General features: G+C 72.0%; 14 protein-coding genes. 6 read left to right on the top strand and 8 right to left on the bottom strand.

Features of this window, described 5'->3' with window-relative positions:
* Positions 1 to 375: 375 nt before the first annotated feature.
* Both JK361_RS06080 and JK361_RS06075 read right to left on the bottom strand, forming a co-directional pair.
* Positions 376 to 1,839, bottom strand: a complete 1,464-nt coding sequence (locus tag JK361_RS06080; protein ID WP_201814611.1) for an aminotransferase class I/II-fold pyridoxal phosphate-dependent enzyme — start codon at positions 1,837 to 1,839, stop codon at positions 376 to 378.
* Positions 1,840 to 2,012: 173 nt separating this feature from the next.
* A complete protein-coding gene (locus tag JK361_RS06075; RefSeq protein WP_201814610.1) occupies positions 2,013 to 2,366 on the bottom strand; it encodes an ANTAR domain-containing protein in 354 nt (117 codons plus the stop codon).
* 132 nt (positions 2,367 to 2,498) lie between these two features.
* Here JK361_RS06075 and JK361_RS06070 point away from each other — a divergent pair, with 132 nt between their 5' ends.
* Positions 2,499 to 3,452 (top strand): helix-turn-helix transcriptional regulator, encoded by a 954-nt coding sequence (locus JK361_RS06070; protein ID WP_201814609.1) that lies wholly within the window; start codon positions 2,499 to 2,501, stop codon positions 3,450 to 3,452.
* Between the two features lie 48 nt (positions 3,453 to 3,500).
* On the opposite strand, the gene JK361_RS06065 is transcribed toward JK361_RS06070, so the two are convergent.
* From JK361_RS06065 to JK361_RS06045, 5 genes are all read right to left on the bottom strand, one after another.
* The gene (locus JK361_RS06065) at positions 3,501 to 6,041 is read right to left on the bottom strand and encodes a discoidin domain-containing protein (protein WP_201814608.1); all 2,541 of its coding nucleotides are present in this window, start codon (positions 6,039 to 6,041) and stop codon (positions 3,501 to 3,503) included.
* 184 nt (positions 6,042 to 6,225) lie between these two features.
* A complete protein-coding gene (locus JK361_RS06060; protein ID WP_201814607.1) occupies positions 6,226 to 7,119 on the bottom strand; it encodes an inositol monophosphatase family protein in 894 nt (297 codons plus the stop codon).
* A gap of 163 nt (positions 7,120 to 7,282) precedes the next feature.
* Positions 7,283 to 9,079 (bottom strand): RICIN domain-containing protein, encoded by a 1,797-nt coding sequence (locus JK361_RS06055; protein ID WP_307787185.1) that lies wholly within the window; start codon positions 9,077 to 9,079, stop codon positions 7,283 to 7,285.
* A 376-nt stretch (positions 9,080 to 9,455) separates the two neighbouring features.
* The gene (locus JK361_RS06050) at positions 9,456 to 10,622 is read right to left on the bottom strand and encodes an FAD-dependent oxidoreductase (RefSeq protein WP_201814606.1); all 1,167 of its coding nucleotides are present in this window, start codon (positions 10,620 to 10,622) and stop codon (positions 9,456 to 9,458) included.
* A 154-nt stretch (positions 10,623 to 10,776) separates the two neighbouring features.
* A complete protein-coding gene (locus JK361_RS06045) occupies positions 10,777 to 12,390 on the bottom strand; it encodes a phosphodiester glycosidase family protein (RefSeq protein WP_307787183.1) in 1,614 nt (537 codons plus the stop codon).
* A 549-nt stretch (positions 12,391 to 12,939) separates the two neighbouring features.
* Between JK361_RS06045 and JK361_RS06040 the strand changes: the two genes are divergently transcribed.
* The 3 genes from JK361_RS06040 (at position 12,940) to JK361_RS06030 (ending at position 20,813) form a co-directional block, all read left to right on the top strand.
* Positions 12,940 to 13,950, top strand: coding sequence for a Ppx/GppA family phosphatase (locus JK361_RS06040; protein ID WP_201814604.1), 1,011 nt, complete (start codon positions 12,940 to 12,942; stop codon positions 13,948 to 13,950).
* A 365-nt stretch (positions 13,951 to 14,315) separates the two neighbouring features.
* Positions 14,316 to 15,464 carry a S8 family peptidase gene (locus JK361_RS06035; RefSeq protein ID WP_307787182.1) on the top strand — a complete coding sequence of 383 codons (1,149 nt, stop codon included), beginning with the start codon at positions 14,316 to 14,318 and terminating at the stop codon, positions 15,462 to 15,464.
* A 213-nt stretch (positions 15,465 to 15,677) separates the two neighbouring features.
* Positions 15,678 to 20,813: an HD domain-containing protein gene (locus tag JK361_RS06030; RefSeq protein ID WP_201814602.1), complete on the top strand. Its 5,136-nt coding sequence runs from the start codon at positions 15,678 to 15,680 to the stop codon at positions 20,811 to 20,813.
* Positions 20,814 to 20,846: 33 nt separating this feature from the next.
* On the opposite strand, the gene JK361_RS06025 is transcribed toward JK361_RS06030, so the two are convergent.
* Positions 20,847 to 21,401, bottom strand: a complete 555-nt coding sequence (locus JK361_RS06025) for a flavoprotein (RefSeq protein WP_201814601.1) — start codon at positions 21,399 to 21,401, stop codon at positions 20,847 to 20,849.
* Positions 21,402 to 21,662: 261 nt separating this feature from the next.
* Here JK361_RS06025 and JK361_RS06020 point away from each other — a divergent pair, with 261 nt between their 5' ends.
* Complete coding sequence (locus JK361_RS06020; protein WP_372448687.1) at positions 21,663 to 24,305, top strand: glycoside hydrolase family 31 protein; 2,643 nt, start codon at positions 21,663 to 21,665, stop codon at positions 24,303 to 24,305.
* Between the two features lie 120 nt (positions 24,306 to 24,425).
* A complete protein-coding gene (locus JK361_RS06015) occupies positions 24,426 to 25,634 on the top strand; it encodes a carbohydrate-binding protein (RefSeq protein WP_201814600.1) in 1,209 nt (402 codons plus the stop codon).
* Positions 25,635 to 25,732: the final 98 nt, after the last annotated feature.

The raw sequence follows: 25,732 nt of genomic DNA, 5'->3' as shown, positions 1-25,732 counted from the left end.
CGCCGGGGCATGCGGCCGACATCGTGGTGTCCAGGTGAAATACGGGCTGAAACGGGGTCGACGGCGGCCTCGTACCGAGGTCCCCGGGGCGGGGCGTCCGAAACCGGGAATCGCGGTGCATTCCCGGTCGGGGTGAAGTCGGGCCGTCTCACGTCGAGTTGCCGGGATGACAGGCCCGCCGGACGCGCTGGTCCGGCCCCGGGGACCACCGGCAGGGCCATGTGCCCCCTGCCGAGAACGTCTTCGTCAGCAGGGCCGGCTTCTTGACCCGCGGCGGGCGCACACCCGGCCGCCCGCACACGCCACCCTAGGCGCTGAGGCCGGGCGGCGCAGTTCGAAAGGGGCCGGTCAGGGTCGTGTACGGGGGTCGGCCGGTCATGCGCGTGCCATGACGCGGAGGGTCTCCAGGGAGGAGTCCGCCGCGTCCGGGACGAGGAAGCCGTGGGCCATGCCGGAGCGCAGGTAGTCGACGACCTCGGCGGTGATCTTCTCGCCCGGTGCCACGACCGGCACGCCCGGCGGGTAGGGGCTGATCGTCTCGGCTGCGATACGGCCCACGGCCCGCTCGGCGGGCACCTGTTCGGCGGGCCCGAAGAAGGCCTCGCGGGGCAGGACGGCCTGTTCCAGTTCGAGCGTGCCGGGCTCGGGCAGGTCCACGGCGGGCTGCCGTTCGATGGAGTCCGCGTGCTCTACCAGTGAGCGCACGGACTCCAGGAGGAGTTTCTCGGTCTCGTCGTCGTCGGAATGGGTGATGGAGGCGCTGATCCGGCAGCTGTCCGAGCCGCCCATGTCGATATGCCGGTTGGCGCGCAGCCACTCGGTGGCCTGCATGCCGCTGATGCCGAGGTCCCGTACGTCGACGACGATCTTCAGCGGGTCGAACTCGGCGGCCAGGCCCTCGTCGATGATCTCTCCGCCCATCACCCGCAGCGCCGGCAGTTCCCGCAGCTGGGCCCGGATGCGCTCGGCGCGGTGCAGGGCGGCGTCGAGGAGGCCGTGCCCCTGCTCGACCATCTGCCGGCGCCAGCCGTCGAGGGCCGCGTAGACCAGGGAGGAGGGGCTGGTGGTGCCGAGCAGGTCCTCGCGCTGTTTCAGCACGACGGGCGAGACCCGGTCGTGCTGGAGGTGGAACACCGAACTCTGCTCGATGGCCCCGCCCATCTTGTGGACGCTGGTCACGACCAGGTCGGCGTCCGCGTCCATGCCCCAGGCGGGCAGAGCGGGGTGGAAGGGCAGATGGGCGCCCCATGCCTCGTCGACGATGAGCGGCACGTCCGCGGCGTGGCAGGCGTCGGCCACCCCGCGGACGTCGGCGCAGGTGCCCCAGTCGGTGGGCGTGATCAGCAGCATGCCTTTGGCGTCGGGGTGCTCGCGCAGCCGGTCGCGTACGTCGTCGGGCTCCGGCGGATGGGCCATGTGCCGGTCGGCGTCGAACTTCGGGTGGACCCAGACCGGCTCGACGCCGTTGATGATCACCGCGGCGATGACCGACTTGTGCGCGTTCCGGGACAGCAGCAGTTTCTCCCCCGGGCCGGCGACGGAGCACATCGCGGTCTTCACGGACAGGGAGCTGCCGCAGGTGGAGAAGAACGCGTGCTCGGCGCCGACCGCGTCCGCCATCAGTTCCTGCGCCTGCTCCAGCACGCCCTGGGACTGCCGGCGGTCGTCCAGCCCGTTGAGGCTGAGCACGTCCGAGCGGAAGACGTCCAGCCCGAGGATCTCGGCCACGCGCGGATCGGTCCCGCGTCCCTGCTTGTGACCCGGAGGTCCGAAGACCACGTCTCCTCGTCGCCGGAATTCCTGCAGCGCCTCCAGGACGGGTACGCGTGAGTGATCCATGCCGGTCCTCCTGAGCCGATCGTCGTCGCACCCACCGTGTTGCACCCGTCCGGCGCCCCAAACCCGGCGGCCGTCGTCAGGGCGGTCCGGGCGACCCGCTCCGGACCCGCGACGACCGGCCCGGAGCGGCCCGGATCATGGACGTCGGCGCTACGGCGGCGCTCTGGTCGCGCTCAGGCCGGACGGCCGCAGCGGACCTCCCGCGCGTCCTCCCGCCCGTCGGCGTCGGCACGCGTGCGCGCGTACTCCACGGCGGCGGGCAGCGCCCGGCGGATCACCTCGGGGACTCTGCCGCGGGCCGGCCACTCCACCATGCAGCGCGCCACCTCGCGCAGTTTGATGTTGGTGTGCTGCGACATGTGCTTGAGGGCGTCCCAGCCCTGCTCCGGGCGAAGTCCGCCCAGGGTGATGACCACGCCGATCGCCTGGTCGATCAATGCGTGCGAGATCAGGGCCTGGCGCAGGTGGCCGACCTCCTCCTGGAGTGCCGTCAGCTGGTCCGCCGCCTGCTCGTCACGTCCGATCATGAGATCACCCTGCGCAGCCCGGCCGCCCGGCGACAGCCGCCAGGCGAACAACCGGGCAAGCCGCCGTACAAAAAACGAAAAGCTGCTGGTCAGCGGAGACATGGAAGCACCGGAAGGGGGCAATCGGGGCCCATGGAATCGCTCACCTTCGACAGCGACGACCTGAACGTGACGGAGGATTTCCTCAGCCACGCCTACGCCAGGATGCGTATCGCCAGCGGTACACCCGGATCGACCCGGGCCCGCATCCGCCGCACCGGCGTTCCCTCGGTGAGCGTCGACGAGCTGTCGCTGGACTTCGAGATGGCCTACTCGGTGACACCGCTGGGCCGGATCTGTCTGTGCGTGGTGCACGAGGGAACGGTGCGGGACCACCGCTTCCAGGGCGTCGAGGACTCCTTCGGCCCGGGTGACGTGGTGCTGTTCGCCCCGCCGGACCTGCCGTACTCGGGCAGGATCTGCAACGCCCGCTACAACATCACGATGCTGGACCCGGCACTGCTCTCCCAGGTGGCCACGGGCCCGGACGAGTCGCGGCCGGTACGGCTGACCGGTCACCGGCCGCGCTCGGCGGGGGCGGCGCGGCAGCTGCGCCGGACGATCACCCATCTGCGGGACACGGTGCTCGCCGATCCGGAGGTCGCGGACCAGCCGCTGATCGCGGCCACGGCCGCCCAGCACCTGGCGGCGAGCGTCCTGGCCGCGTTCCCCAACACGGCGCTGGACGAGCCCGCCGGCGCCGACGGCGACGACGTGCACCCGGCGGTGCTGCGCCGCGCACTCGCCTACATCGACGACCACGCGGACCAGCCCGTCACGGTCGCCGACATCGCCGCCGCGGCCCATGTCACGGTGCGCGCGCTGCAGTACGCCTTCCGCCGTCATCTGAACACCACACCGCTCGGCCGGCTGCGCCGGGTACGGCTCGCGCACGCCCATCACGACCTGGTGGCGGCCGGCCCCGGCGACGGGGTCACGGTCACGGAGATCGCGGCCCGCTGGGGCTTCCACCACCCGGGCCGCTTCGCCTCCCTGTACCGGAGCACCTACCGCCGGCCTCCGCACCAGACGCTGTCCGACGGCTGACCGGCGTCCCGTACGAAGGGCGGTCCTCCGTACGGGACGCGGGGGGTCCTACGGGAAGGACGTCACCTTGGACGGGATCGTGTCGGTCCCCGAGGTGGGTGCGCCGGTGTTGTTCACGACGTGCGCGTACTGGCCCTTTCCGCCGAGGGAGATCACCTGTAGGTCGTGCATCCTGATCCCCGGCGTCGGGGGCACCTGGAAGCCGTGCGCCTGCACGATCGACGGATCGGCCGTGTAGTTGCAGTAGCTTCCCAGACCCCACGCATCGTGGGTGGTGACGGAGTCGGCGACCTTGTAGGCCGCGTAGCCGGTGATGCCGTCGTGGGTGACGGCGGCGGCGTTCGGGGCGTCGTACGCCTTCTCGTTCTGGAAGAAGATCGTCCGGCCGCGTTCCCCGTTCCAGTAGACGTCGTACTTGTTGAAGTGCTCGACGAACAGGCCGGTGGCCAGGACGTCGTCGCCGTTCACGCGCAGGCCGTAGTCGGCGCGGTTGGTGTCCCAGCCGACGCCGCTGCCGTGGTCGGCGCGCCAGATCCAGGTGTGGTCGACGATGACGTCGTCGCTGTTGACGACCACGGAGTCGGTGGCGAGACCGGGTCCGGCACCGCCGACGCGGATGAACACGTCCTGCATGGTGGTGGGGTTGGCGGAGTGGTCGGCGGTGGAGCCGGGCTCGCCGATCCGCAGCAGCGTGCCGGATTCGGCCGGGCCCGCGTCGATGAGGAACCCGGCGAGCTTCACGCCGTCGACGTCGGCGACGTGCATCGCGTCGACGCCGTTGTCCGGGACCAGGGTCGCGAGTCCGAGGCCGAGGACGACGGTGTTCGCGCGGGTGACGTCGATGGTCCGGTCGAGGTGGTAGACACCGGGAGTGAACAGGAGGTTGAGGCCCTGGGCGAGGGCCGCGTCGATGGTGGCGGCGGTCGCGCCGGGCTTCACGACGTAGAACTGGTCGAGCGGGATGGACGTGCCCGCGTTCGCCGGCCAGGAGACGCCCCGGGCGTTGGTCCGCTTGGCGGGGACGAACACCTTGTAGGCGCTGCCGTCCAGGTAGAGGAACGGCTTCTCACGGGAGACGGGGGTGGTGTCCAGCGTGGTGTACGGGCCGCTGTCGAAGTTGGTGGCGGGTGCGCCCTGGACGCCGGAGAAGGTCATGTTCCAGACGCCGTTGGTCCAGCCGCCGACCGAGCTGTCCCGGGTGTACCACTGCTGCTGGGAGTACGGGCCGACGGTGCCGTCGATCTTCGAGTCCGCGATGTAGCCGCCGGACGCCCAGCCGTAGCCGTTCGGGGCGAGGTTGAGGCCGCCCTTGACGTGGATACGGCGGAAGGGTGCGGCCTGTGCGACCGCCCAGCGGTCGGTTCCGTTGGACGGCGTGATGGCGAGGTTCTCCGCCGAGCGCCAGAAGTTCTGGGTGGCGTTGCCGTTGAACCAGCCGGCGTCGACGGTCACGTCGCCGTTGATCTGGGTGTCGTCGGGGTTCAGGCCGAGGCCCGAGATCGAGGTGTAGAAGCCGAGCTGGGCGTTGATGCCGTTGTAGGTGCCGGGCTTGAGCAGGAACTGGTAGCGGCCGGTGCCGAACTGGGCGGATTCCTGCTGGGCGAAGACCTGGTCGAACTTCTGCTGGAGGTCGGGGGTGGAGGGGTCGACGACGATGACGTTCGGGCCGAGGTCGCCGCCGCCCTGGACCGGCGGGAGGCCGGTGGTGCCGGTGTGCACGGCGACCTCCCACAGGGAGTAGCCGTAGCCGGTGCCGCGGGCGGTGCCGTGGATCCGGACGTACCGGCCGGAGCCGCTGACGTCGTACGACGCCTTGCCCCCGCTCGCCGCGGTGACGCTGCGAAGCGTGTTCCAGTTCTGGCCGTCGGTGGAGGCCTGGATCTGGAAGTCCTTGGCGTAGGCGGCCTCCCAGTTCAGGTCGACCTTGCACAGGTCCTGGACGGAACCGAGGTCGACCTGGAGCCACTGCGGGTCGGCGGCCTGGCTCGACCAGCGGGTCGCGGTGTCGCCGTCGAAAGCGGCGGACGCGGGTGTCCCGGCGTTCTCGGTGGAGGAGGCCGAGGCGGGCCTGCCCTGCGCGGCGTCGGCGGTGCCGCAGTCCGGCCCGCCGCCGCCCGTGCTGCCGTAGACCTGGAACTCCCAGAGGGAGTACCCCCATTGGGTGGCGCGGTGCACGCCGAGCATCCGGACGTAGCGGCCCTGGCCGGACACGTCGAGGGTGTCGACGCCGCCGTCGGAGCCGGTGACGGACCTCAGGTCGGTCCAGGTGGTGCCGTCCGCGGATATCTGGACCCGGTAGTCCTTGCCGTAGGCGGTCTCCCAGTTCAGCACCACCCGGGTCACGTCGGCGGTACCGCCCAGGTCGATCCGGAGCCACTGGTCGTCGCCCGCGGCCGAGGACCAGCGGGTCCCGGTGTCGCCGTCGACGGCCTGGGCGGCGGCGGTGCCGGTGTTCTCCTGGGACGACGCGGTGGCCGTCTTCCCCTGGGACAGGGGGGTTTCGGCCGCTGTGGCCGAGGGGTGTGTGGCGGGCAGGGCGATCAGCGCGGCCGTGGCGGACAGCGCGACGCCCAGGGATCTCCATCTCATGCGGCGGCTCCAGAGGAATGCGGGGTCGAAGGAGTCGACCCCACGGCTTAGTTCATGTTTTGATTTAAGTGATGAACCAAGCGGGCCACAAGCCTTCGGTAGGGATCTCCTTCAACTGACGTGCCGGACCGGCGCGTTCCCCCGAAGCCGCGGACCGCGGCTCCGGACGCCGGGACGGTGCCGGTCAGGCTCGACGTGAGGGGTCCGCCTGGCTCCTGACCAGGTCCAGCAGGGCGGCGTGCGTCCCGGAGTCGGCCGCCGCGATCAGTCCGCCCGCACCGGTGTGCAGCGGCTCGCCGTCAAGGCCGGTGACCGTGCAGCCCGCCGCGCGGCACAGCGCGATGCCGGCGGCGAAGTGCACGCTGTCGGTCAGGTGGCCGTCGGTGACGTACGCGGCCCGGCGTCCGGCGGCGACCCAGGCCACCGCGAGGCTGCTGGAGATCACCCTGGGCCGGAAACGCTCCGTGAAACCGGGGTCGGCCAGCATGCGAACCGCCTGGAATCCGGGCGCGTTCGGGAACGGCGGGTCGAGGTTGACGTCCACCAGCGCGGACCCGGCCGTGGGCGTCAGCGCCGCGTCTTCGCCGTCCCGGCGGACCCGGGCCCGCTCGCCGTCGGTCCAGAACACCTCGCCGCTGAACGGGTCGGCCGTCGCCGCCGCGGTGATCTCACCGCCCACCCGCAGGGCCACGTTCACCCCGACGAGCATGCTCTGCACCGCGTAGTTGAGCGTGCCGCACAGCGGGTCGACCAGCCAGCGGCGGCCGGCGCCGGCGGCGCCGGTGCGTCCGCTCTCCTCGGCCGTGACCGCGTCCCCGGGGCGGGCGGCGCGCAGGACGTCCAGGATGGCCCGCTCGGCGGCGAGGTCCGCCTCCGTCGCGAAGTCGCCGCCGGACTTCGCGTAGCGGTCCAGCCGCCGGCCGTACAGCTCGCGCACCACCGCCGCACCGGCCTGGGCCGCGGTCACGGCCAACCGGGCGTCGGACTCCACGTTGTTGCCGGACTCCACGTTGCCGCCGGACTTCCCCTTGTTGCCGGACTCCACGTTGCCGCCGGACTCCCCGTTGATGATCGACATGGGTGCAGGATACGGGGAGCCGACCGGGCCCCACCGGAGCCGGCCCGCACCGCCGCGCGGGCCCGGCCGACGGGGCCCGGCCGTGGTGGCCCATGTCAACAACCCTGCGGCTCACCGCAGTTGACTGAGCGCGGCCGTCGGCAACGGGGCCTGATCGGCGCTCCTAGCCCTTGGCGGGGGTGAAGGACAGGGTCTGTTCGGCCGCGGTGCGTCCGTCGCCGACGGAATCGGTGCCGGTGTCCGTCCAGGTGCGCAGCGGGGTGGTCTCGGCGCGGCGGCCGGAGGTGGCGGAGAGGCCGAGCACGAGGCCGCTGTAGCGGTTGACCAGGCGGTAGGTGCCGTCGCCGGAGGCCGCGGGGATCACGAACCACTGCTGCCCGACGGCCGGTCCGCCGGCCCGGGCCGCGGTGACCGTGGGCTGGGCGCCCCAGGCACGGCCGGCCGTTCTCGTGGAGTCGACGCCCAGCAGCCGGCCGGTCGCCGCGTTGGTGAGGGTGAAGGCGCCGTCGTCTGTCGGGGTGAAGGACCACGCGGCGCGGGTGGAGCCGGTGGACCGGGTCACGGAGGTGACGGCGGAGCCGCCGGACACCTGCGCGAGGATCCGGCCCGTGCCGCCGGCGATGCGGTAGGCGCGGCGGGTGTCCATGGGCGGGGCGGCCGGTGCGGAGGAGTCGACGGTGAGGTCGACGTACTCGCCGGAGGAGCCGTGCGAGCAGCCGAAGGAGCAGTAGGCGCGGAAGGTCTTCCCGACGACGGCGGAGCCGGTGCGGCTGACCGGATCCAGGAACCAGCGGTACCAGGAGGCGGTGGTGTAGTCACCCGTGTCGCCGATGACTTGCCATTTCTGGGTGGCCAGGTCGTCGGTGGCGTACAGGTACTGCGGCGCGTCGCCGCTCTGGTCGACGGCCTGCGGTGTGCCGATGTAGCGGCCGAGGTATGCGTCGTAGGCGATGTTCATCACGAACAGCGGTGAGGTCGGGGGCATCTTGCCGGCCGCGATCTGTTCGGCGGCGGTGCCGGTGTTCGCCGGGTCGTACTCGGCGGAGACGGGGGTGTAGCCGGTGGGGTGGTTCGCGTCGACGGGGACGATGTTGCTCTCCCGGCCGCCCGTGCCGGGCTGGGACCAGGCGCCGTCGTACCACTTGCGCCAGGAGCCGGGAGCCATCTTCGCGGCGATCGGGGCACGGGCCACGTGCTCGTAGAACGCCTTCCAGCCGCCGCTCTTGTCGACGATCCGCGAGCCGTAATAGACGTAGAAGTAGCCGGAGGCGGTGTCGACGAACAGGCGCTGGTCGCCGTCGCCATAGGAGTACGTCTGGTGCGGGAAGGCCGTGGTGTCGGCGCGCTTCGTGCTGTACGGCGAGGTGATCGCGTGGTCCCTGATGGTCCAGGTGCGGCCGCGGTCGGTGGAGACGGCGTAGTCGATGGCGTCGTAGTGCAGCCCGTCGCCGAAGGGCTGCGGCGTGAACTCGTTGTGCACCAGGCCGTACCAGTCACCGGTGTCGGGGTCGACCCACACCCCGGACAGGTCGCAGTAGTTCTTCTGCGCGTAGCCCGAGCCGCTCGGGGCGTAGGTCGCCGCGCGGCCGGTCGGGCTGTTGTTGCAACGCCGGGTGGTGTCGTCGTTGCGGTCGGCGGGGTCGGCCGGGTTCACCGCCTCGCTGAGCTTCTTGTCGTACGTCGCCGAGTCGAAGTCCTTGCCGGTGTAGAAGTCCCATACCCGCGGGTCGTCGGCGCCGTAGAGCGCGGCGGACTGCTGGTAGTGGAAGGTGCCGTCCCGGTCGAGGTACGGGGTGGCCGGCGTGTCCGTGGGGTGGGTGAACGGTACCGGGGTTCCCACGGTCACGGTGTAGCCGGCGTCGGTGGGGGGCGCGGTCTGCGCGGGGGACGCGGTGGCGCCGCCCAGGACGAGGGCGACGGCAGCGGCCACGGTGCCGCCTGCTCTGCTCGACAGTCGCACGGGAGCTCCTAGTTGCCGAAGGGCCGGTTGCACGGAACGATCCGGCCCCCGGCGTCGCCCCGGCAATGGACTCCCGTGGCCCGCCTCTTGCACTTTCGCGCGCGAATTCCGGCCAGCACGACCACGTTCGCGCACGCCCGGCCGAGCGGGGCCGTGACGCGGACGGGCCGGCCGAGCGGGGCGGTGACGCGGACGGGCGGGCCGAGCGGGGCGGTGTGGCAGACAGGGCCGCCACGACGGCCGGTCCCGCGTGTTCCCCGGCCCAGGGCTCGTCTACGGCCCTGGCTACGGCTACGGCTACCGCTACGGCCTTGGCTACCGCTACCGCTACGGCACGTTCTCGCCGCGGCGGCCGGCTTCCCGTGTTCCTTCCGGGTCAGCGCGGGTCGGACGGCGCGGCGGCGAGGGGGGTGTCCCAGGCGAGTTGGCGGATGAGCTGCTCGTCCGGCTCGGCGGGGCGGGCCATGACGGGGGCTGGGCCGGACGGTGTGCGGGTGCCGCGGGAGAGGCCGCCGCTGACCGTGATGTTGTGCTCCACCCGGGGACGCCGGTGCCGCTCGTACCGCGCGAACGCCGCCTCCGGTTCGGGCAGGTCGCGCAGCGCCTTGGCCAGGACGACGGCGTCCTCCAGGGCCATCGAGGCGCCCTGCCCGGTGGCCGGGGAGGCCGCGTGGGCCGAGTCGCCGACGAGCAGGACACGTCCGCTGCGCCAGGGGGTGCCGAGCGGCAGCTCCGTGGCGTTGGTGACCATGACCGCGTCGGCGGAGGCGTCGACCAGGCCGGCGGCGGGCGTGGCGTCCTCGCGCAGCAGCGGCAGCAACTGCTCGCGCAGCACGGCGGCCGGCGCGGCGGACGCCCCTGCGGGTAGCGGCTCGCCGGCGGCGCGGGCGAACCAGTACGTCTCCCCCGCCGGGGACACCGCGTACCCGAAGGCGGTCCCGCTGCCCCGCACCATGGTGATGGCGCCGTCCGGGCCGGGCGCGGACACGGTGCCGGTGTAGCCGTAGTAGACGCGCTGGCCGGCGTAGACGGGCCGCACCCCGGGCATACGGAGCCGGCGCACGGTCGAGTTCAGTCCGTCGGCTCCGACGAGCAGGTCTCCGGTGACGGTGGTGCCGTCGTCGAAGCCCGCGGTCACACCGTCGGGGTCGTCCGTCACGGACACCAGCCGGGCGCCGTGGCGCAGCCGGATGCCGCGCCGGACCGCCTCGTCCTGGAGGGCGGTGTTCAGCTCGCCGCGGCGCAGACAGCGGTAACGCAGCGCGGGGTCGTCCGTCTCGCCCATCGGTACGTGCATCACCTCGGCGCCCTGACCGTCCAGCAGCCGCAGCGAAGTCAGCGGAAAACCGACGGCCGTGACGGCGCCCGTCGCGCCCAGTTCCGCCAGCGCCCGCATGCCGTTGCCGGCCAGGGTAAGGAAGGCGCCGATGTCCTCGGCCGTGTCCGGGTGGGCCTCGAACACGGTGACGTCGAAGCCGGCCTTGTGCAGCCCCAAGGCGGTCGCGGTCCCCGCGATGCCACCGCCGATCACCAGTACCCTCATCGCATCCGCTCCGCTCGCCTGCCGCCCCTGCGCGCCGGCAGTGGTCCCGACCATCCAAGGGCAGCGGTGGTCGCGCAGGGGAGTGCGGGGCCGAGATTCGGACACGGCCGGCGAGTGGCCATGGACGCGGGGAAGGCTCGGCCCCGAGCGGGTGTCAGTACTTCGACGGCAGGACCTGGACGGTGTCCCCGACCGGGCGCTCGCCGGCGGCGTCGGACGGGTTGTTGACCAGCGTGCCGTTGACGGCCATGGCGGTGGAGCCGCCGCCGTCGAGGTTCATCGCCTGGACGGCACCGAGCGACTTCATGAACGTCGCGGCCTCGTAGATGGTGAACCCTTCGCTGCCGTTCTTCAGCCGCCCGTCCACCGTCGCGAGGAGCAGCCGGCCCCGCCCGTCGATGCCCGCCAGGGTGCGGGGCTGACGGACGTTGGCCCACGCGTATCCGAAGGACGTGTACTCCGGGTCGATCACGCCTTCGGCGGCGGCGTCGATGTCGATGCGACCGTCCTTCACCAGGGTCGGGGCCGCGCTGACGATCGAGTCGTCGTCGTCGAGTGCGACACGTCTGCCCTCGGCCGTGCGGACGACTTCGCCGACCTGGATGCGGCTGGAGGACTTGGCGTGCGCCGTCAGCCAGTCGGCCGCCCGTCCGATGCCCTGGAGCACGTGCCCGCCCACGGGTACGCGTCCGCCGCGCGTGCCGACGGAGACGACACGGCCGGCTGCGTCCAGCACGACCTGCACGCCGGGACCGGTGGGCAGGTTCGCCTGGAAGGCGGTGGTGAACTGGACCATGTCGTCGGCGAGTTGACACGTCACGTCCTGCCAGGGCAGCTCGCTGGGCGTGCTGCCGGGGCGGCCGCAGTCCCGGACCGTGCCGGGCACCCGGTTGATGCCCTGGATGTGGTACGAGGCCTTGCCCGACCGGGCGGTGACGGTGCTCGTGACGTCCGCGATCCGGATGCCGCGACCGCCGTCCTCGATGAGCAGCGCGGAGCGGGAGCCGGCCGCCATCGACTCGAGTTCGCCCTGGTAGGCGCCGATCCCGGACATGGTGCCCGGTACGCCGTCGGCCGTCGACAGCACGAAGAAGCCGCCGTTGACCCCGACCAGCGAGTTCAGCTTCCGGGCGACCGCCGAGGTGGTCTCACGCCGTGTCACGTCGCCGTCGTGGGTGGCCTCGACCGTTCCCTCGAAGGTCTTCGGGTCGATGACCGCCACATGGATGTTCTGCCGGTCGGCCGGCTCCTGGATGTCGTAGCCGGTCCAGGAGGCAGTCGTGTGGAACCCGGCCGCGATGACGTCCTGTGCCGCCTTCTTCGCCTCCTCCTGGGTGGCGAAGTGGCCGACGCGGACCCGGTACCCCATCAGCCCGTGCGGCGTGTCGGCGTAACGCGGCCACTGCACGCTCTCCACCCGGGGCCGCAGACCGGCCCGTTGCAGCTTGCGCGCGGTTTCGTCGGCCCAGCGGTGGGTGGCGACCTCGGCCCAGGTCATGGGTGCGTCCGGGTCGTCGGAGGTCCACCGGGTCTTGCTCGGGGCCTGTACGGTGACCGTCCAGGAGTGCTTCGCGTCGGGGTGCAGGAGGGCACCGGTGCGGACCGTGACTCCGGGAGCGAGGGTCTGCGTCGTCCACCGCTCGGTCACCGCGGTCCGCGTGGCCGGTACCGCCCGCGCGGCCTGTACGACCCGCGCGGCGGGCACGGTATGCGTGGCGGATCCCGAACCCGCCTCCGCCGCGCCGGACAGGAAGGCGGGTGCCGTCACGGCGAGCACGACGGTGACGGCGAGTCGTGTGCGGGCACGAGCGGAACTCCGGGGAGTACCTTGGACATGGGTATGACGCATGCGCATACACCTCACGAACGGTTCGGGCGCGACAACGCACCTCGGCAACTGTCGTCCACTTCACCGGCTGTAAGTGACAACCACCGTCTCGAGAACCGAAGTAATCACGACAGGCATGTGAACTCGACAGCGCTGTCAGGAATAGACCATGTCTTCCCACGGCAACGGCAACACACGCCGACAGCCGGGGGCGAATTGCACGGAATCATGAAATGACCGGACGGACGCACGGCATCCGGACGCACGGCGCCCCCGCCCGCGGGATCCGCACCCGAGGGAGAGCGACGGGTGGCGCGCACAGGCCCCGGTCAGGACCGCGCCCGACGGGACCCGCACCGTGCGCCTGACGCCACCGGCCCGCGTCGGGCTCCCCCATGAGCCGGTCCTGAGGCACGCGCCGGGACGGCCGTGCGCCGACACGCCCCCCGTGTGACGCGTTGTCGCCGGTGAAGTGGGTAGTTCCCGGCCATGCGGGTGAGTGTGGTGGACGCGGGGTCGAACACGGTCCGACTGGTGATCGCAGATGTGGAGGGCGACGTTCCGCTGCCGGTGCACACGGTCAAGTGGAAGCTGCGCCTGTCCGAACAGGTCGGCCCGGACGGCACCATCGCCGAGGAGGCGGTGGAGCGGCTGGTCAAGGCGGTGGGCGCGGCGGGCGCGGCGGCGCGCAGATGGCATGCGTCCGGTCCGCTGGCCTTCGCGACCGCGGTGGTCCGCAACGCCCCCAACCGCCAGGAGGTGCTCAAGCGGGTGGCGTCCGGGACCGGGATCCGCATGTGCACCCTGCCCGGTGAGACGGAGGCCGAGCTGACCTTCCTGGCGGCCCGTCGCTGGCTGGGCTGGAAGGCGGGCCCCCTGGCACTGCTCGACATCGGCGGCGGCTCGCTGGAGGTGGCCTTCGGCCGGGGCCGGCTGCCCGACTTCGCCGCGTCCCTGCCGCTCGGCGCGAACCGGCTGACCCAGGAGTACCTGGGCGTCCAGGACCCGCCCGGGCCGGGCGAGCTGAAGGAGCTGCGCCGCCGGATCCGGCATGAACTGCGGGACGTGGCCGCACGGATCCGCTGGGAAAGGCCGCGTACCGCTGCCGTCAGCTCCCGCACGTTCCAGCAGCTGGCCCGGCTCTGCGGGGCCGCGCCGGGGCGGTTCGGCCCGTTCGTGGAGCGGGAACTGGTCTGCCGGGAGCTGCACGAGGCGGTGCGCACCCTCGCCGCGCTGCCCGCCGCCGAACGGGCCCAACTGCCCGGTATCTCCGCGCCGCGCGCCGCCCAGAGTCTGGCCGGAGCGGTCGTCGGGCACACGGCGCTGAAGCTGATGGGCCTGCCCCGGGCCGTCGTCTCCCCCTGGGCGATCCGCGAGGGCGTGCTGCTGCGGTACGCGGAGGACGGCGCCGACTGGTGGACGGACACCGCCTGCGCCGCCGAGACCGCCGCGCTGACGTCGCCGACGGCACCCCTGCGGATCGCGATCCCGCCGGCGTGACCGTGCAGCAGCGGCGCCCCCACCCCTGCCCGGCCGACCCCGGGGCACCCCGGCTCGGTGCTCCCACCTGCGGCCGCCCGGGCCTTGCACACATGCCGGCTCGGTGACCCCACCCCCGCAGCCCCACCCCCGACCGACCGAACCCGGCACGCCCCACTCGGGGCCCCACCCCCGCCCGACCGAACCCGGCACACCCCACTCGGCAGCCCCCCGCCCGACCGAACCCGACCGACCGAACCCGGCGCACCGCGCCCGCGCGCTCCGCTGCAACCGCCCGCTCCGCTGCAACCGCCCGCCCCCTGGAGTCGTCTTGTGCGCTGACTGTGTACGAAGCGGGGATGTGGGGGGACGTTGTGGCGCGGAACGTGACGAAGGCAGGTCTCATGGCGGTGGCCGTGGCGACGGTGCTCGGAGCCTCGGCCTGTAGCGGGCAGGCCGGCGCGGCGGCCAAGGGCAGTGGCGGGAAGACCTCCGCGCACCGGACGGGGGCGTCCGTGACGTCCTCCGAGAACGGAGCGTCGTCCGGGGACGGAGCGTCGTCCGGGGACGGAGCGTCGTCCGCCTCGGCGCAGACGTCTCTCGGCACCGTGGGAACGATGTCCGGGGCCGCGCGGACCGCGGCGTCGGCCATCACCCGGAAGGTTCCGTGGAACCTGGACATCCTGGACCAGCGGTCCCGGCCGCTGAACGGGAAGCTCACCACCACCGCCACGGGCAAGGGCGTGCACGTCTACGTGATCGACACCGGGATGGACATCACCCACAAGGAGTTCGGCGGACGCGCCCGCCTGGGCGCCGACTTCGTGGGCGCGAAGGACTCCGGCGACTGCTTCAGCGAGGACGGGATGGGCCACGGCACGTTCGTCGCGGGCATCATCGGCGGGGCGAAGTACGGGGTGGCACCCAAGGCGGACCTCGTACGGGTCCAGGGCATCGTGTGCGAGAGCGAGGGCGGCGGCTCCCCTACGGCGGCCGAGGCGGCCGTGGTGAAGTCGGTCAAGTGGGTCACCGCGCACGCGCAGAAGCCCGCGGTGGTGAACATGTCGCTCAACCTCGACCACCGGTCGGCGGCCCTGGAGTCCGCCGTGAAGAAGATGGTCGACGCGGGGATCCCGACGGTGGTGTCGGCCGGCAACTTCCATGACGACGCCTGCAAGCACTCCCCGGCCGGTGTCCCCGGCACGATCGTGGTGGCGGCCTCCACCTCGAACGACCGCCCGTGGAGCGACGGCGGCTCCTACGGCTCGGGCTACGGACGGTGCGTGGACCTGTACGCCCCCGGCCAGAAGGTGACCGCCGCCCTCGCCGGCGGCGGTACGGCCACGGAGGACGGCGGCGCGACGTCCTGGGCGGCGCCGCATGCGACCGGCGTGATCGCGCTGTACCTGTCGGCACACCCGCACGCCACGGCCGACCAGGTCCACGTCTGGCTGGACCACACGGCCACCCGCGGCGTCCTGCACGGCGTCCGCTCCGACACCCCCAACCGGCTGCTCAACACCGGCGGCCTCTGAGCCGTCCCCGCCGCCCCGGCCGCCCGTGACGACCCGGCCACCACCGGGACGCCGACCCAGCCGCGCGGCCGGGCGTTCGCGCACGCCCCGGCCGTGTGACGACCGGGCCCCGGCGGCCTGACCGATACTCCCCCACCTCGGCCTGACCGATACTCCCCCACCGCGGCCGGGCCGGATGGAAACATGGGCGGGTCGGAGGGGAACGGGGGCCGAGTGGCGGACAACAGACGAATCGCCCTGCTCATCGGCGTGGGCGGGAATCCGGGGGCGGAGCATCTGCTTCCGTCCCTGGCGGCGACGGTCGACGCGGATCTGCACGCGCTGCGCTCCTCCCTCGAGGACAGCGGCTACGCGGTGCAGGAGCTGCGGAACCCCACCCGGAACGAGATCACCGAACGTATCGCGGCCCTGTCCGCGAGCGCGCCGCCCGGCAGCACCCTGCTCCTGTACTTCACCGGCCACGGCGTCCGGATCGGCACCACCGACTACCTGGTTCCCTCGGACGCCCGCGCTCCCGCCGGCGACGACGCGGCCGCGTGGGAGCAGCCCCACGTACGGGAGTCGCTCCTGGAAGCCGACATCAGCCGGTACCTGGCGAACTGCACGGCGGGCACCGTGCTGTGGCTGATCGACGCCTGCCGCCGGGCGGGGGGCGAGGAGACGCCGGCCTTCGGCAGCTACATCGTCAAGGGTCCCCCGCACAGCGGCTTCGCCGTGCTGACGAGCTGTGGCCCCGGTGAGTTCAGTGGCTTCGCCGAGACCGGCAGCTTCTTCACGTCGGCGCTCGCCCGGGCCTTCTGCCCGCTGACCGAGGCCACGACCGTGGAGCAGGTGTACGAGGCCGTCAAACGCGAGACCGCAGCGCTCGCGAGACGGGCGTCGGCCGGACCCCAGCAGGTGGTGATCCGCTACGGCGACGACCTGGCGGAGCGGACCAGGTCCCTGGAGGTCGCCGAGGGCAGGCGGCTCCTGGAGGCCTGGCAGGACGCCGTACGCACACCGGCCCTCTGGGAACGGGTGCCGGGCTGCGACACCGAGACCCTGGCGCACCTTCAGGACTGCCTGTCCTCGCTGGCCACGCAGGCCGCCCGCCACGTCCACCGTGCTCAGCAGCGGCTGCCCGATCCATGGGCCGACGACGAGTACCCGGTACGGCTGCTGACCGAGCGGCTGCCCCTGCTCCTGCCCAAGGACGCCGAGCTGTCCGCGCTGGAGGTCACCGCACTGATCGCCGGCGTCCTGCTGCACGAGACGGCCTGGGCCGAACGGCTGAGCCAGGCCGCCGAGTTCCGTCCGCGGCTCGTGCGGCGCAGGGCCCAGGCCGGCGACCAGCGGCGGCACTACGAGCAGATCACCGAGCACTACCCCCAGATCGCCGAGAAGCTCGAGGACTCCCCCCTGTGGCCGGCGGATCCCGCCGACGACCGGCACGCCGTCACGCTGTGGCTGGTCCACCGCTGGATCGAGGAGCGGTTCGCGACCGAGGAGGAGGCCGTGCCCGCGGTGCTCGCCGACGGCTTCGTGGCCCGGCTCCTCGACGTGGCACCGCCCACCGCGGGCGAGCGTCCCGGCGGCCGGGCCGGGGCGCTGTCCACGGCGTTGCGCACGGTCGCCGCGGGTCTCTCGCTCGGGGCTCCGCCGGACGACCGGCGGCTGCCGCCGGACCGTCACGTCGTGGGCAGGACTCCGTGGCGCCTGCGCGTACGGCCCCTTGCGGCGCTGCTGCGGCTCGCGGGCCTGCTCGCCTTCGACGCCCGGTGTCTGCCGGAGGTCGTCGCCGAGCATCTCGCCGTCTCCGATCCGGTGGTGCCACGCGAGCTGATCACCGTGCTGCGGGACGCCTTCTGGGACCTCGAGCAGGACTGTCACAGTCCCTCGTACCTGCATCTGGACGCGGTCTGCCCGCACCCGGCGATCCACGCGGCACTCGCTTCGGTCGTCGAGGACGCCGACGACCTCGGCTATGCACTGCGGGAGTCGGCCCGCCACCTCCCACAGGACGAGGGCGCGCTGCTGCGAGCGCTCCCCGCGCGGCTGTCCGACCACCGGCTGCGGCCGGACCGCGAGCACGGCACGGACACGTACGACGTGCCGCTCGCACGTTTCTCCCTGTCGCAGACGGAGATCCGCCGCCTGCTGATGGGCGAGAAACTGTACGACGGCGAGCCCGAACTCGCGCTGCGGGAGCTGTACCAGAACGCCATGGACGCCTGCCGCTACCGGGAGATGCGCGTCCGGTATCTGCGCGGCCTCGGCCGGGCACCCGCGCAGTGGGAGGGCCGGATCCGCATCGAGGTGGGCGAGGACAGCCGCGGCCGTTACATCGAGTGCGTGGACAACGGCGTCGGCATGACCGTCGACCAGCTGAAGAACACCTTCACCCGGGCCGGCCGCCGCTTCGACCAGTCGCACTCGTTCCGCCGGGAGCAGGCCGCGTGGCTGCGTCACGACAGTTCCCTGCGGCTCTACCCCAACAGCCGTTTCGGCATCGGCGTCTTCAGCTACTTCATGCTCGCCGACGAGATGACGATCGTGACCCGGCCGGTCGGCCCGGACGGCCGGCCGGCCGAGAAGGCGCTGCGCGTCGAGATCCCGGTCAGCGGCAGCCTCTTCCGGGTGCGCGAGGACGATGAGCGCGGGGGCGCGGCGCTGGCCGAAGGCGGCACCCGCGTCCGGCTGCACCTGCGCCGTGCGGGAGCGCTGCGCGGGAACTCCGCCGTGTCGGTGCTGCGCTCCCTGGTCCTGCTCAGCGAGTTCCGGCTGGAGGTGCGCGACCAGGACGGCACCGAGGAGACCTGGATGCCCGGGTGTCTCAAGGCCGGAGAGGGTCCGGGCGCGTTCTCCACCCGGTTCGCCGTCGAGGCGGTGCCGGGCACGCTGTGGTGGGTCTCCGGCGACGGAGCGATCGTGTGCGACGGAATCGCCACGGACAAGCGGACCTTCGGGTACGTCCTCAATCTGTCGGGGGCGCATGCGGGTGAACTCAGTGTCAACCGCAAGAAGTTGGAGAGTTACGACGTCCTATGGGCACGTGAGCAGTTTCAGCGCGGCGCCCGGGCGCTCCCCGCAGGGCCGGGGCCGAGCCTGCGGTGGTTGTGGAGCATGGAGTCCCGCGAGCCGTCGATCGCCCGCATCCTGTGGCAGGCCCTGTCGGGGCACGGGGTGCTCGCGTCGGACGGCCTCGGCCGGCAGGTGAACCTCGACGAAGTCGGCTGGTTCCGGCTGGACGCCTCCTTGGACGACCGGCGCGACCGGCACGTCCGGCGTGAGGAGGAGAAGATCGCGGACGTGATCCGGCCCTGGCGGCTGGCCGCCCTCGGTCCCGAGTTCCGGACCCGGAAGCAGGCGGTGCCCCTGTCCCTCTCGGGCCATCCCGTGCCACGACCGGGCTGGTCCGACATCGCGGCCAAGGTCGAGGGCGACTGGCGGGTCGCGGTCGCGGTGGCCAGGGAGCAGGAGACGACCGTGGCGGAGGTGCTCCACGCGACGCGGGGCCTGCGCGTCGTCCATCCGCGGCTGGCGGGGCCGCCCGTTCTCGATGACGGCGACCTGGACTGGAAACCGGACTTCACCGACTGGTCCATCATGAGGGGCCTCCTGGGGAGCGAACCCGATCCGCTGGACGGCCGCCTCGCCATCACGGTCTGGGGGCGCCCCCTGCCACCCAGGCGCCGGCCCGCCGACGAGATCTGTTACCGGCACCGCCCCGAAGACCTCTCCGGCATCGCCCGCGCCTCCGCGACGTTCCGCGAGCCGCTGGGCGAACTCGCCGAGGCATGCGCTCGGTACGCGCCGTTCGTGGGCAGGCCGCTGGGTGCCGTCCCCGACCACCACCGTGACCATGTGTGCACGGACGACGAACTGAGGCTTCTCTACCTCCAGGAGGACGAGCGCCGCTGGCGGCCCGCCGTCCAGCCCTGGGACGTACCGGTCGTGGCCGCCGCGACGGGCCTCGACGCCGGCGAAGTACAGCGGCGCATGGCCGAGTTCGCCTGGCTGGGCCGCCCCGTTCCCGACCCGGTCCTGGCGGCCCGATGGGCCTCGGTGCCGGCCCACCTGCTGGACATCCTGCGACGGTACGTCGTCCACGGTGCCGACGGCCGCCCCGTGCTGCCCTGGGCCGCGACCATCGAGGTCGCCGCCGAATGCGACCTCTCCGTGTGGGAGGCCGACCGCGTCCTGGCCCGCCGGACGGAGGCCCTCGGACTGGTCCACCACCGGCGGTACACCAAGCGCTCGCCCGGACGGGACGCCGTCCCCTCACCCGACACCGCCAACATCGTACGGTGGCTGCACGAGGCGGACATCCGCCTGGAGGACGGCCTCTCGCTCCAGGACCTCGCGTTCGTCCGCTCCCACGAGACATCGTGGGAGGAACTGGCCTGCTGCATGGACGAGTTGACGGAGGCCGGGGTGGAAATCCCGGCTGCGGGAAACCTGCTGCGCGCCTGGGACGATCTGCCCGCTCCCAGCAGGTACGCGTTCTCCGGGGAGGACCCCGGCTGGGACGGCGCCGACTACCCAGTACCGGCCACCTCGGCCGTGCTGTTCACCGGAAGCCAGCGACTCCGGCAGAACCTGTCGGTCCTGTGGGGCACCGCGCACCGGGAAGCCCGCCAGTTGGGGCTGAGCACCGCTCTCGTGGCCCCGCACCCGCCCAAGGAGCTGCGGAAGTTCGTCCCGACCTGGGACGAGGTGGCGGCTCTGACCGAGGCGGGCCCGCGCGAGGACGTGGACTACGAGTGGTTCGAGACCCCTCACTGGGTCCCGCTCACCGCGCACCGGCTCGTGGGCTACGCCCGCGCCCGCAACATCGGTGCACGGGCGGCGTACCGGGCACTCAGCCCCCTGCGGGCCATCGGCGCGCTCGTGCCCGAACTGTCCGAGGAGGCTGAGGCGGCCCTGCCGGACCACGTGCCCACCGCCCACGACGCCGTGGCGACCGACCCCGCGTACCGCGTCTCCGCACCCGGGGCCCCGCTGCACCCCCTCGATCTGGTCGGCATCGCCGCCCGTCTCGGCGAGTCGGTACGGGACACCTGGCAACGGCGTCTCCTTCCGTATCTCGCGCTGGAGGCGGCACCGCCGTCGATCACCGGCGTACCCGACGTCGTACCCGGCTGGCAGGACCTGACGATCCTCTCCGAGCGCCTCGACGGGAGGCTTCCCGCGCTGACCGGTGCGGTCGGGCAGGACCGGGTCGGGCACTGCGCCCGGGCCGTGACGGAGGCGCCCGAGTGGGTACGCCGTCGTCTGGAGGTGTACGCGGACCTGTTCGGTCTGCGGTTCGAGCGCCCCGCCGGACCGGCTCTCCCCGGCGCCAGTCCGAATGCCGGGAGTACGACGTGAGACCTCGCCGTCCTCCGGTCGTCGGGGAGGCGGTCAGCGTGCGGTGCCGGCCACGCTGTCCAGCAGTTCCAGGGCTTCCTCCCAGCGGTAGCGGTCCGCTCCACCCGCGGTCCCGGGCCGCAGGGGTTCCCACGAGCCGATCAGGACACCCATTTCCCGCAGCCGGTCCAGGCTCCGGCGGTAGGCGGGGTGGGCGGCCTGGGCGGAGTTCAGGCAGGGCAGTGCCACGGTCGGTACGCCCATGCCGTACGCCTCGCACAGGATGCCCAGGGCGAGGGTGTCGGAGATCCCGGCCGCCCATTTGTTGATCGTGTTGAACGTGGCGGGGGCGACCGCGATGGCGTCCGCGGGCGGCAGTGGGCGGGGGTCCCCGGGCAGGCGCCATGCGGAGCGGATCGGGTAGCCGGTCTGCGCCTCGACCGCCTCGGCGTCGATGAAACCGAGGCCCTGCGGTGTGGCGACGACACCGACGTCCCAATTCGCCTCCTGGGCCGCGGTGATCAGCTTGCCCACGTCACCGGCGATGCCGCTCGCGCAGACGACGACGTAGAGGAAGGGCTTCTTGTCCGGGACGGTCGGATCGCTCACGCGGGTCTCCCAGTCGGCGAAGGGGCACGGTTCAGGCAGCCTACGTCGGCCGGCCCGCCGGGTGGCCGGACGGCCGCCCGCGGACCGGGGTGATGACCGGCCGGACTGACCGCCACCACCGCCGGCGCTATTGACATGAACCTGCGCCACCCCCGAGGCTTCGTGCTTGAAGTTGCTCGATTGACGCTCATTTCAAGCGCTTGCGAGCAACATCGCGTACGAACAGTCAGTCCGCAAGGGTGCGAGGGGAGCTGTTCCGCCGTGCGAAGACTCCGACACCGTGTGCCGTGGCCGGCCTGGATACCGCTGGGGCTGGCGAGCGTCCTGGCCGGGACCGCGCTCGCCGGCCCGGCCCCGGCCCAGGCCGCCGCCACCGCGACCGGCGCCGTGCTGGACGCCGCTCACAGCAGCGTCAGCTGGCAGAGCCCGGTCTACGCCAAGGGCACCGGCGGCGGCCCCGAGAAGTGCCCCGCCGCGGCCGACGACCCCGACGGCAAGGTCTGCGACCGCTTCGACCTGACCGTCGCGGTGCCGGACGGCTACTGGGACGACAACCCCGAGGGCGGCATCCCGCTGTCGATCGAGTGGGAGCACCCCTCGGACGACTTCGACCTGTACGTCTACGACGACCACGGCAAGCAGGTGGCGTCCAGCGCGGGCACCGCCGACCCCGAGGCCACGGTGATCCTGCGGGCGTCGGGGACGTACCACGTGATCGTGGTGCCGTACGACGTGCACGACAACTCCTTCACCGGGACCGCCTATCTGCCCGCGACCGAGGACGCCGGTGATCTCACGTCCTTCTCGGGCGGCGACGGCAGTTACACCGTCGGTGCCGGCCGGCTCACGGCGCGCGCGGACTTCCTGACGGACGGCCGGCTGCGGCTCCAGGCCGACCCCTCGGGTTCGCTGAGCGACCCCGCCGGTACCGCCATCGTGCGCGAGCGGCCCGCACTCCAGCGGCACACGTCCTCCTTCGACGCCGGCGAGTACTACGGCATCCGCTCCCCGGAGGCCGTGCTGCGCGTGTACAAGAAGCCGCTGCGGTTCGGGTTGTACGAGCCCGACAACCGCACCCGGATCTGGCAGGAGGACAAGCCGCTGCGCTGGTCGACCGGCGGGATGCGGCAGAGCCTCGCGCGCGGGGCGGACGAGCAGTTCTTCGGCGGCGGCGAGCAGAACGGCAGCTTCTCGCACCGCGGGCGCACGATGTACGTGGCGAACAGCTTCGACTGGAACGAGGGCGGCTACAACAACTCCCAGCCGTTCTACCTCTCCAGCGCGGGCTACGGCGTCTTCCGCAACACGTTCGCACCGGGCGTCTACACCTTCGGCTCGCCGGTCACCACGGGCCAGCAGGAACGACGCCTGGACGCCTACTACTTCCTCGGTGACGCGAAGCAGGTCATCGGCAAGTACACGGCGTTGACGGGCAGGCCCTTCATGCCACCGGTGTACGGCCTCGAACCCGGTGACTCCGACTGCTACCTGCACAACGCCAACCGGGGCGAGCGCCACACCCTGGACGCGCTGAAGGTCGCCGACGGTTACACCGAGCACCAGATGCCGCTGGGCTGGATGCTGGTCAACGACGGGTACGGCTGCGGGTACGAGAACCTGGAGCAGACCGCCAAGGGGCTGAAGGACCACAACGCCCAGCTCGGCCTGTGGACCCAGGACGGCATCGACAAGCTCGCCGACCAGGTGAAGGCCGGCCAGCGGGTGGCCAAACTGGACGTGGCCTGGGTCGGCAACGGCTACAGGTTCGCGCTGGACGCCTGCGACGCGGCGAAGAAGGGCATCGAGGACAACAGCGACGCGCGCGGCTTCGTCTGGCTGCCGGTGTCCTGGGCGGGCGCCCAGCGCTGCGGGGTGCTGTGGTCCGGCGACCAGAAGCTGTCCTGGGACTACATCCGCTGGCAGATCCCGACCTATGCCGGGGCGACCATGTCCGGCATCGCCTACAACACCGGTGACGTGGGCAGCATCTACCGCCACGACGCCAAGATGTACGCCCGTGACCTTCAGTGGAAGGCGTTCCTGCCGGCCATCATGACGATGGACGGCTGGGCGAGCGACATCACCACGGGCAAGCCGGCCGATCAGCAGCCCTGGCTGGACGGGGAGCCGTACACCTCGGTCAACCGCAAGTACCTCCAGCTGAAGGAACGCCTGCTGCCGTACATGTACACCCTCTCCGCCCAGGCGGCGAAGACGGGCGTGGGCGCGGTGCGACCGCTGTGGCTGGAGTACCCGGACGACCCCGGCACCCTGGGGGCCCAGGCCAAGTACGAGTTCCTGTCCGGCCCGGACTTCCTCGTCGCGCCGGTCTACGAGGACTCCGACACCCGTGACGGCATCTATCTGCCGAAGGGCACCTGGACCGACTACTGGACCGGCCGCACCTACGAGGGGCCGACGACGGTGAACGGCTACCACGCCCCGCTGGACACCCTGCCGCTGTTCGTGCGCGAGGGAGCGATCGTCCCCATGTGGCCGAAGGGGACGACGAGTTGGCAGACCCGCGACCGGCACGAGCTGGACTGGGACCTGTACCCGGCGGCGCACGGCACCAGCCACTACACGCTGTACGAGGACGACGGCGTGACCCGTGACTTCGCCAAGGGCGCGGCGGCCACCCAGCGGGTGGCGGTGCGCGAAGACGCCCGGGGCACGACCGTGACGGTCGGCGCGAGCCGCGGCGGCTACGCGGGCAAGGTGGACGCCCGGACGTACGGGTTCACCGTGCACGGTGCCACGGCACCGGCACGGGTGCTGCTCGGCGGCCGCCAACTGCCGGGCACCGCTTGGTCGTACGACGCCTCCACCCACGTCACGACCATCAGCACGCCACGTCTACCGCTCGACCGCGGGTTCACCGTGCGTCTGGTCGGCAAGAGGTAAAGGAATCGTATGGTCTAGTCCAAAGAGCAAGTTGGTCTAGTCCAACTTATTGACGTGACCGCAACAGCTCCCGGAGGGTGGGGCTCCCCGCTCTGGGGTCCCCACCCTCTGGAGGCATGTATGAGACGTCTTCGGGCATGTCTGGGCGCGGCGGCGGTCGTCACCCTCGCCGCGGCCGGCAGCACCGCGCTGGTCGCGGGCAACGCCTCGGGCGCGACCACCGCGCTCGACAACCGCTGGTACGCCGCCGCCCCTTACCTGATGCCACTGGACAACGACCCGCCGGACCCGGCCGCCATCATGGACGCCACCGACCTGAAGGCGTTCCAGCTGGCCTTCGTGCTCGCTCCCGACGGCGGCGGCTGCACGCCGACCTGGGGCGGCACGGTGCCGGTCTCCTCGGACACCGCCGTACGGTCCGTGATCGACACCATCCGGGCCAAGGGCGGTGACGTCTCGGTCTCCATCGGCGGCTACGGCGGCACGAAGCTCGGCCAGGCCTGTGCCGATCCGGCGGCCACCGCGGCGGCCTACCAGCAGGTCATCACCAAGTACGGGCTGCACGCCATCGACTTCGACCTGGAGGAGCCGGAGTACGAGAACACCGCGGCCATCCACAACGAGATCGGCGCGGCGAAGATCCTCCAGCAGAACAACCCGGGGCTGTACGTGTCCGTGACCACGGCCGGCACGGCGGACGGCACCGGCTGGTTCGGCAAGCAGATGCTGCTGGAGGCCAAGTCGCAGGGGTTCACCCCGAACAACTTCTCCATCATGCCGTTCGACGGCGGCTTCAACGGGGCGGCGAGCCAGACCGGCGCGCTCACCAACTTCAACGCGATCCTCCGGTCCACCTTCGGCTGGGACGAGGCGACCGCCTACGCCCACGAGGGCTTCTCGGGCATGAACGGCCGCAGCGACACGGGCGAGTACTTCACCCAGGCCGACTTCCAGACCGTGCTCGACTACGCCACGAGCCACCACATGGACCGGTTCACGTTCTGGTCGCTGAACCGCGACCGGCAGTGCACCCCGGCCGACAACGGCGGCCGTACGTCCGGCACCTGCTCCAGCGTGCCCCAGAACTCCTGGGACTTCGCCAAGTACTCGGTGAAGTTCGCCGGGGTCACCCCGCCCACCACCACACCCACCCCGACGCCGACCCCGACCCCGACCGCCTGCAAGACGGCCTGGAATTCGGCGACGGCGTACACGGGCGGCAGCGAGGTCTCCTACAACAAGCACAACTGGAAGGCCAAGTGGTGGACCCAGAACGAGGCACCCGGCGCCTCGCAGTGGGGACCGTGGCAGGACGAGGGCGCCTGCTGACCCCCTTGACGTGTCAGGTTCAGACCTTTAGTTTCTCGGGTCACCGGTGACCAAGGATGCGTTCAGCGTTCAAGATGCTGAACGCGTCCTGGTCCGAC

The sequence above is a fragment of the Streptomyces musisoli genome, assembly GCF_016741855.1.
Lineage (GTDB): Bacteria > Actinomycetota > Actinomycetes > Streptomycetales > Streptomycetaceae > Streptomyces > Streptomyces musisoli.
This window is presented reverse-complemented; position numbering and strand designations above follow the sequence as displayed.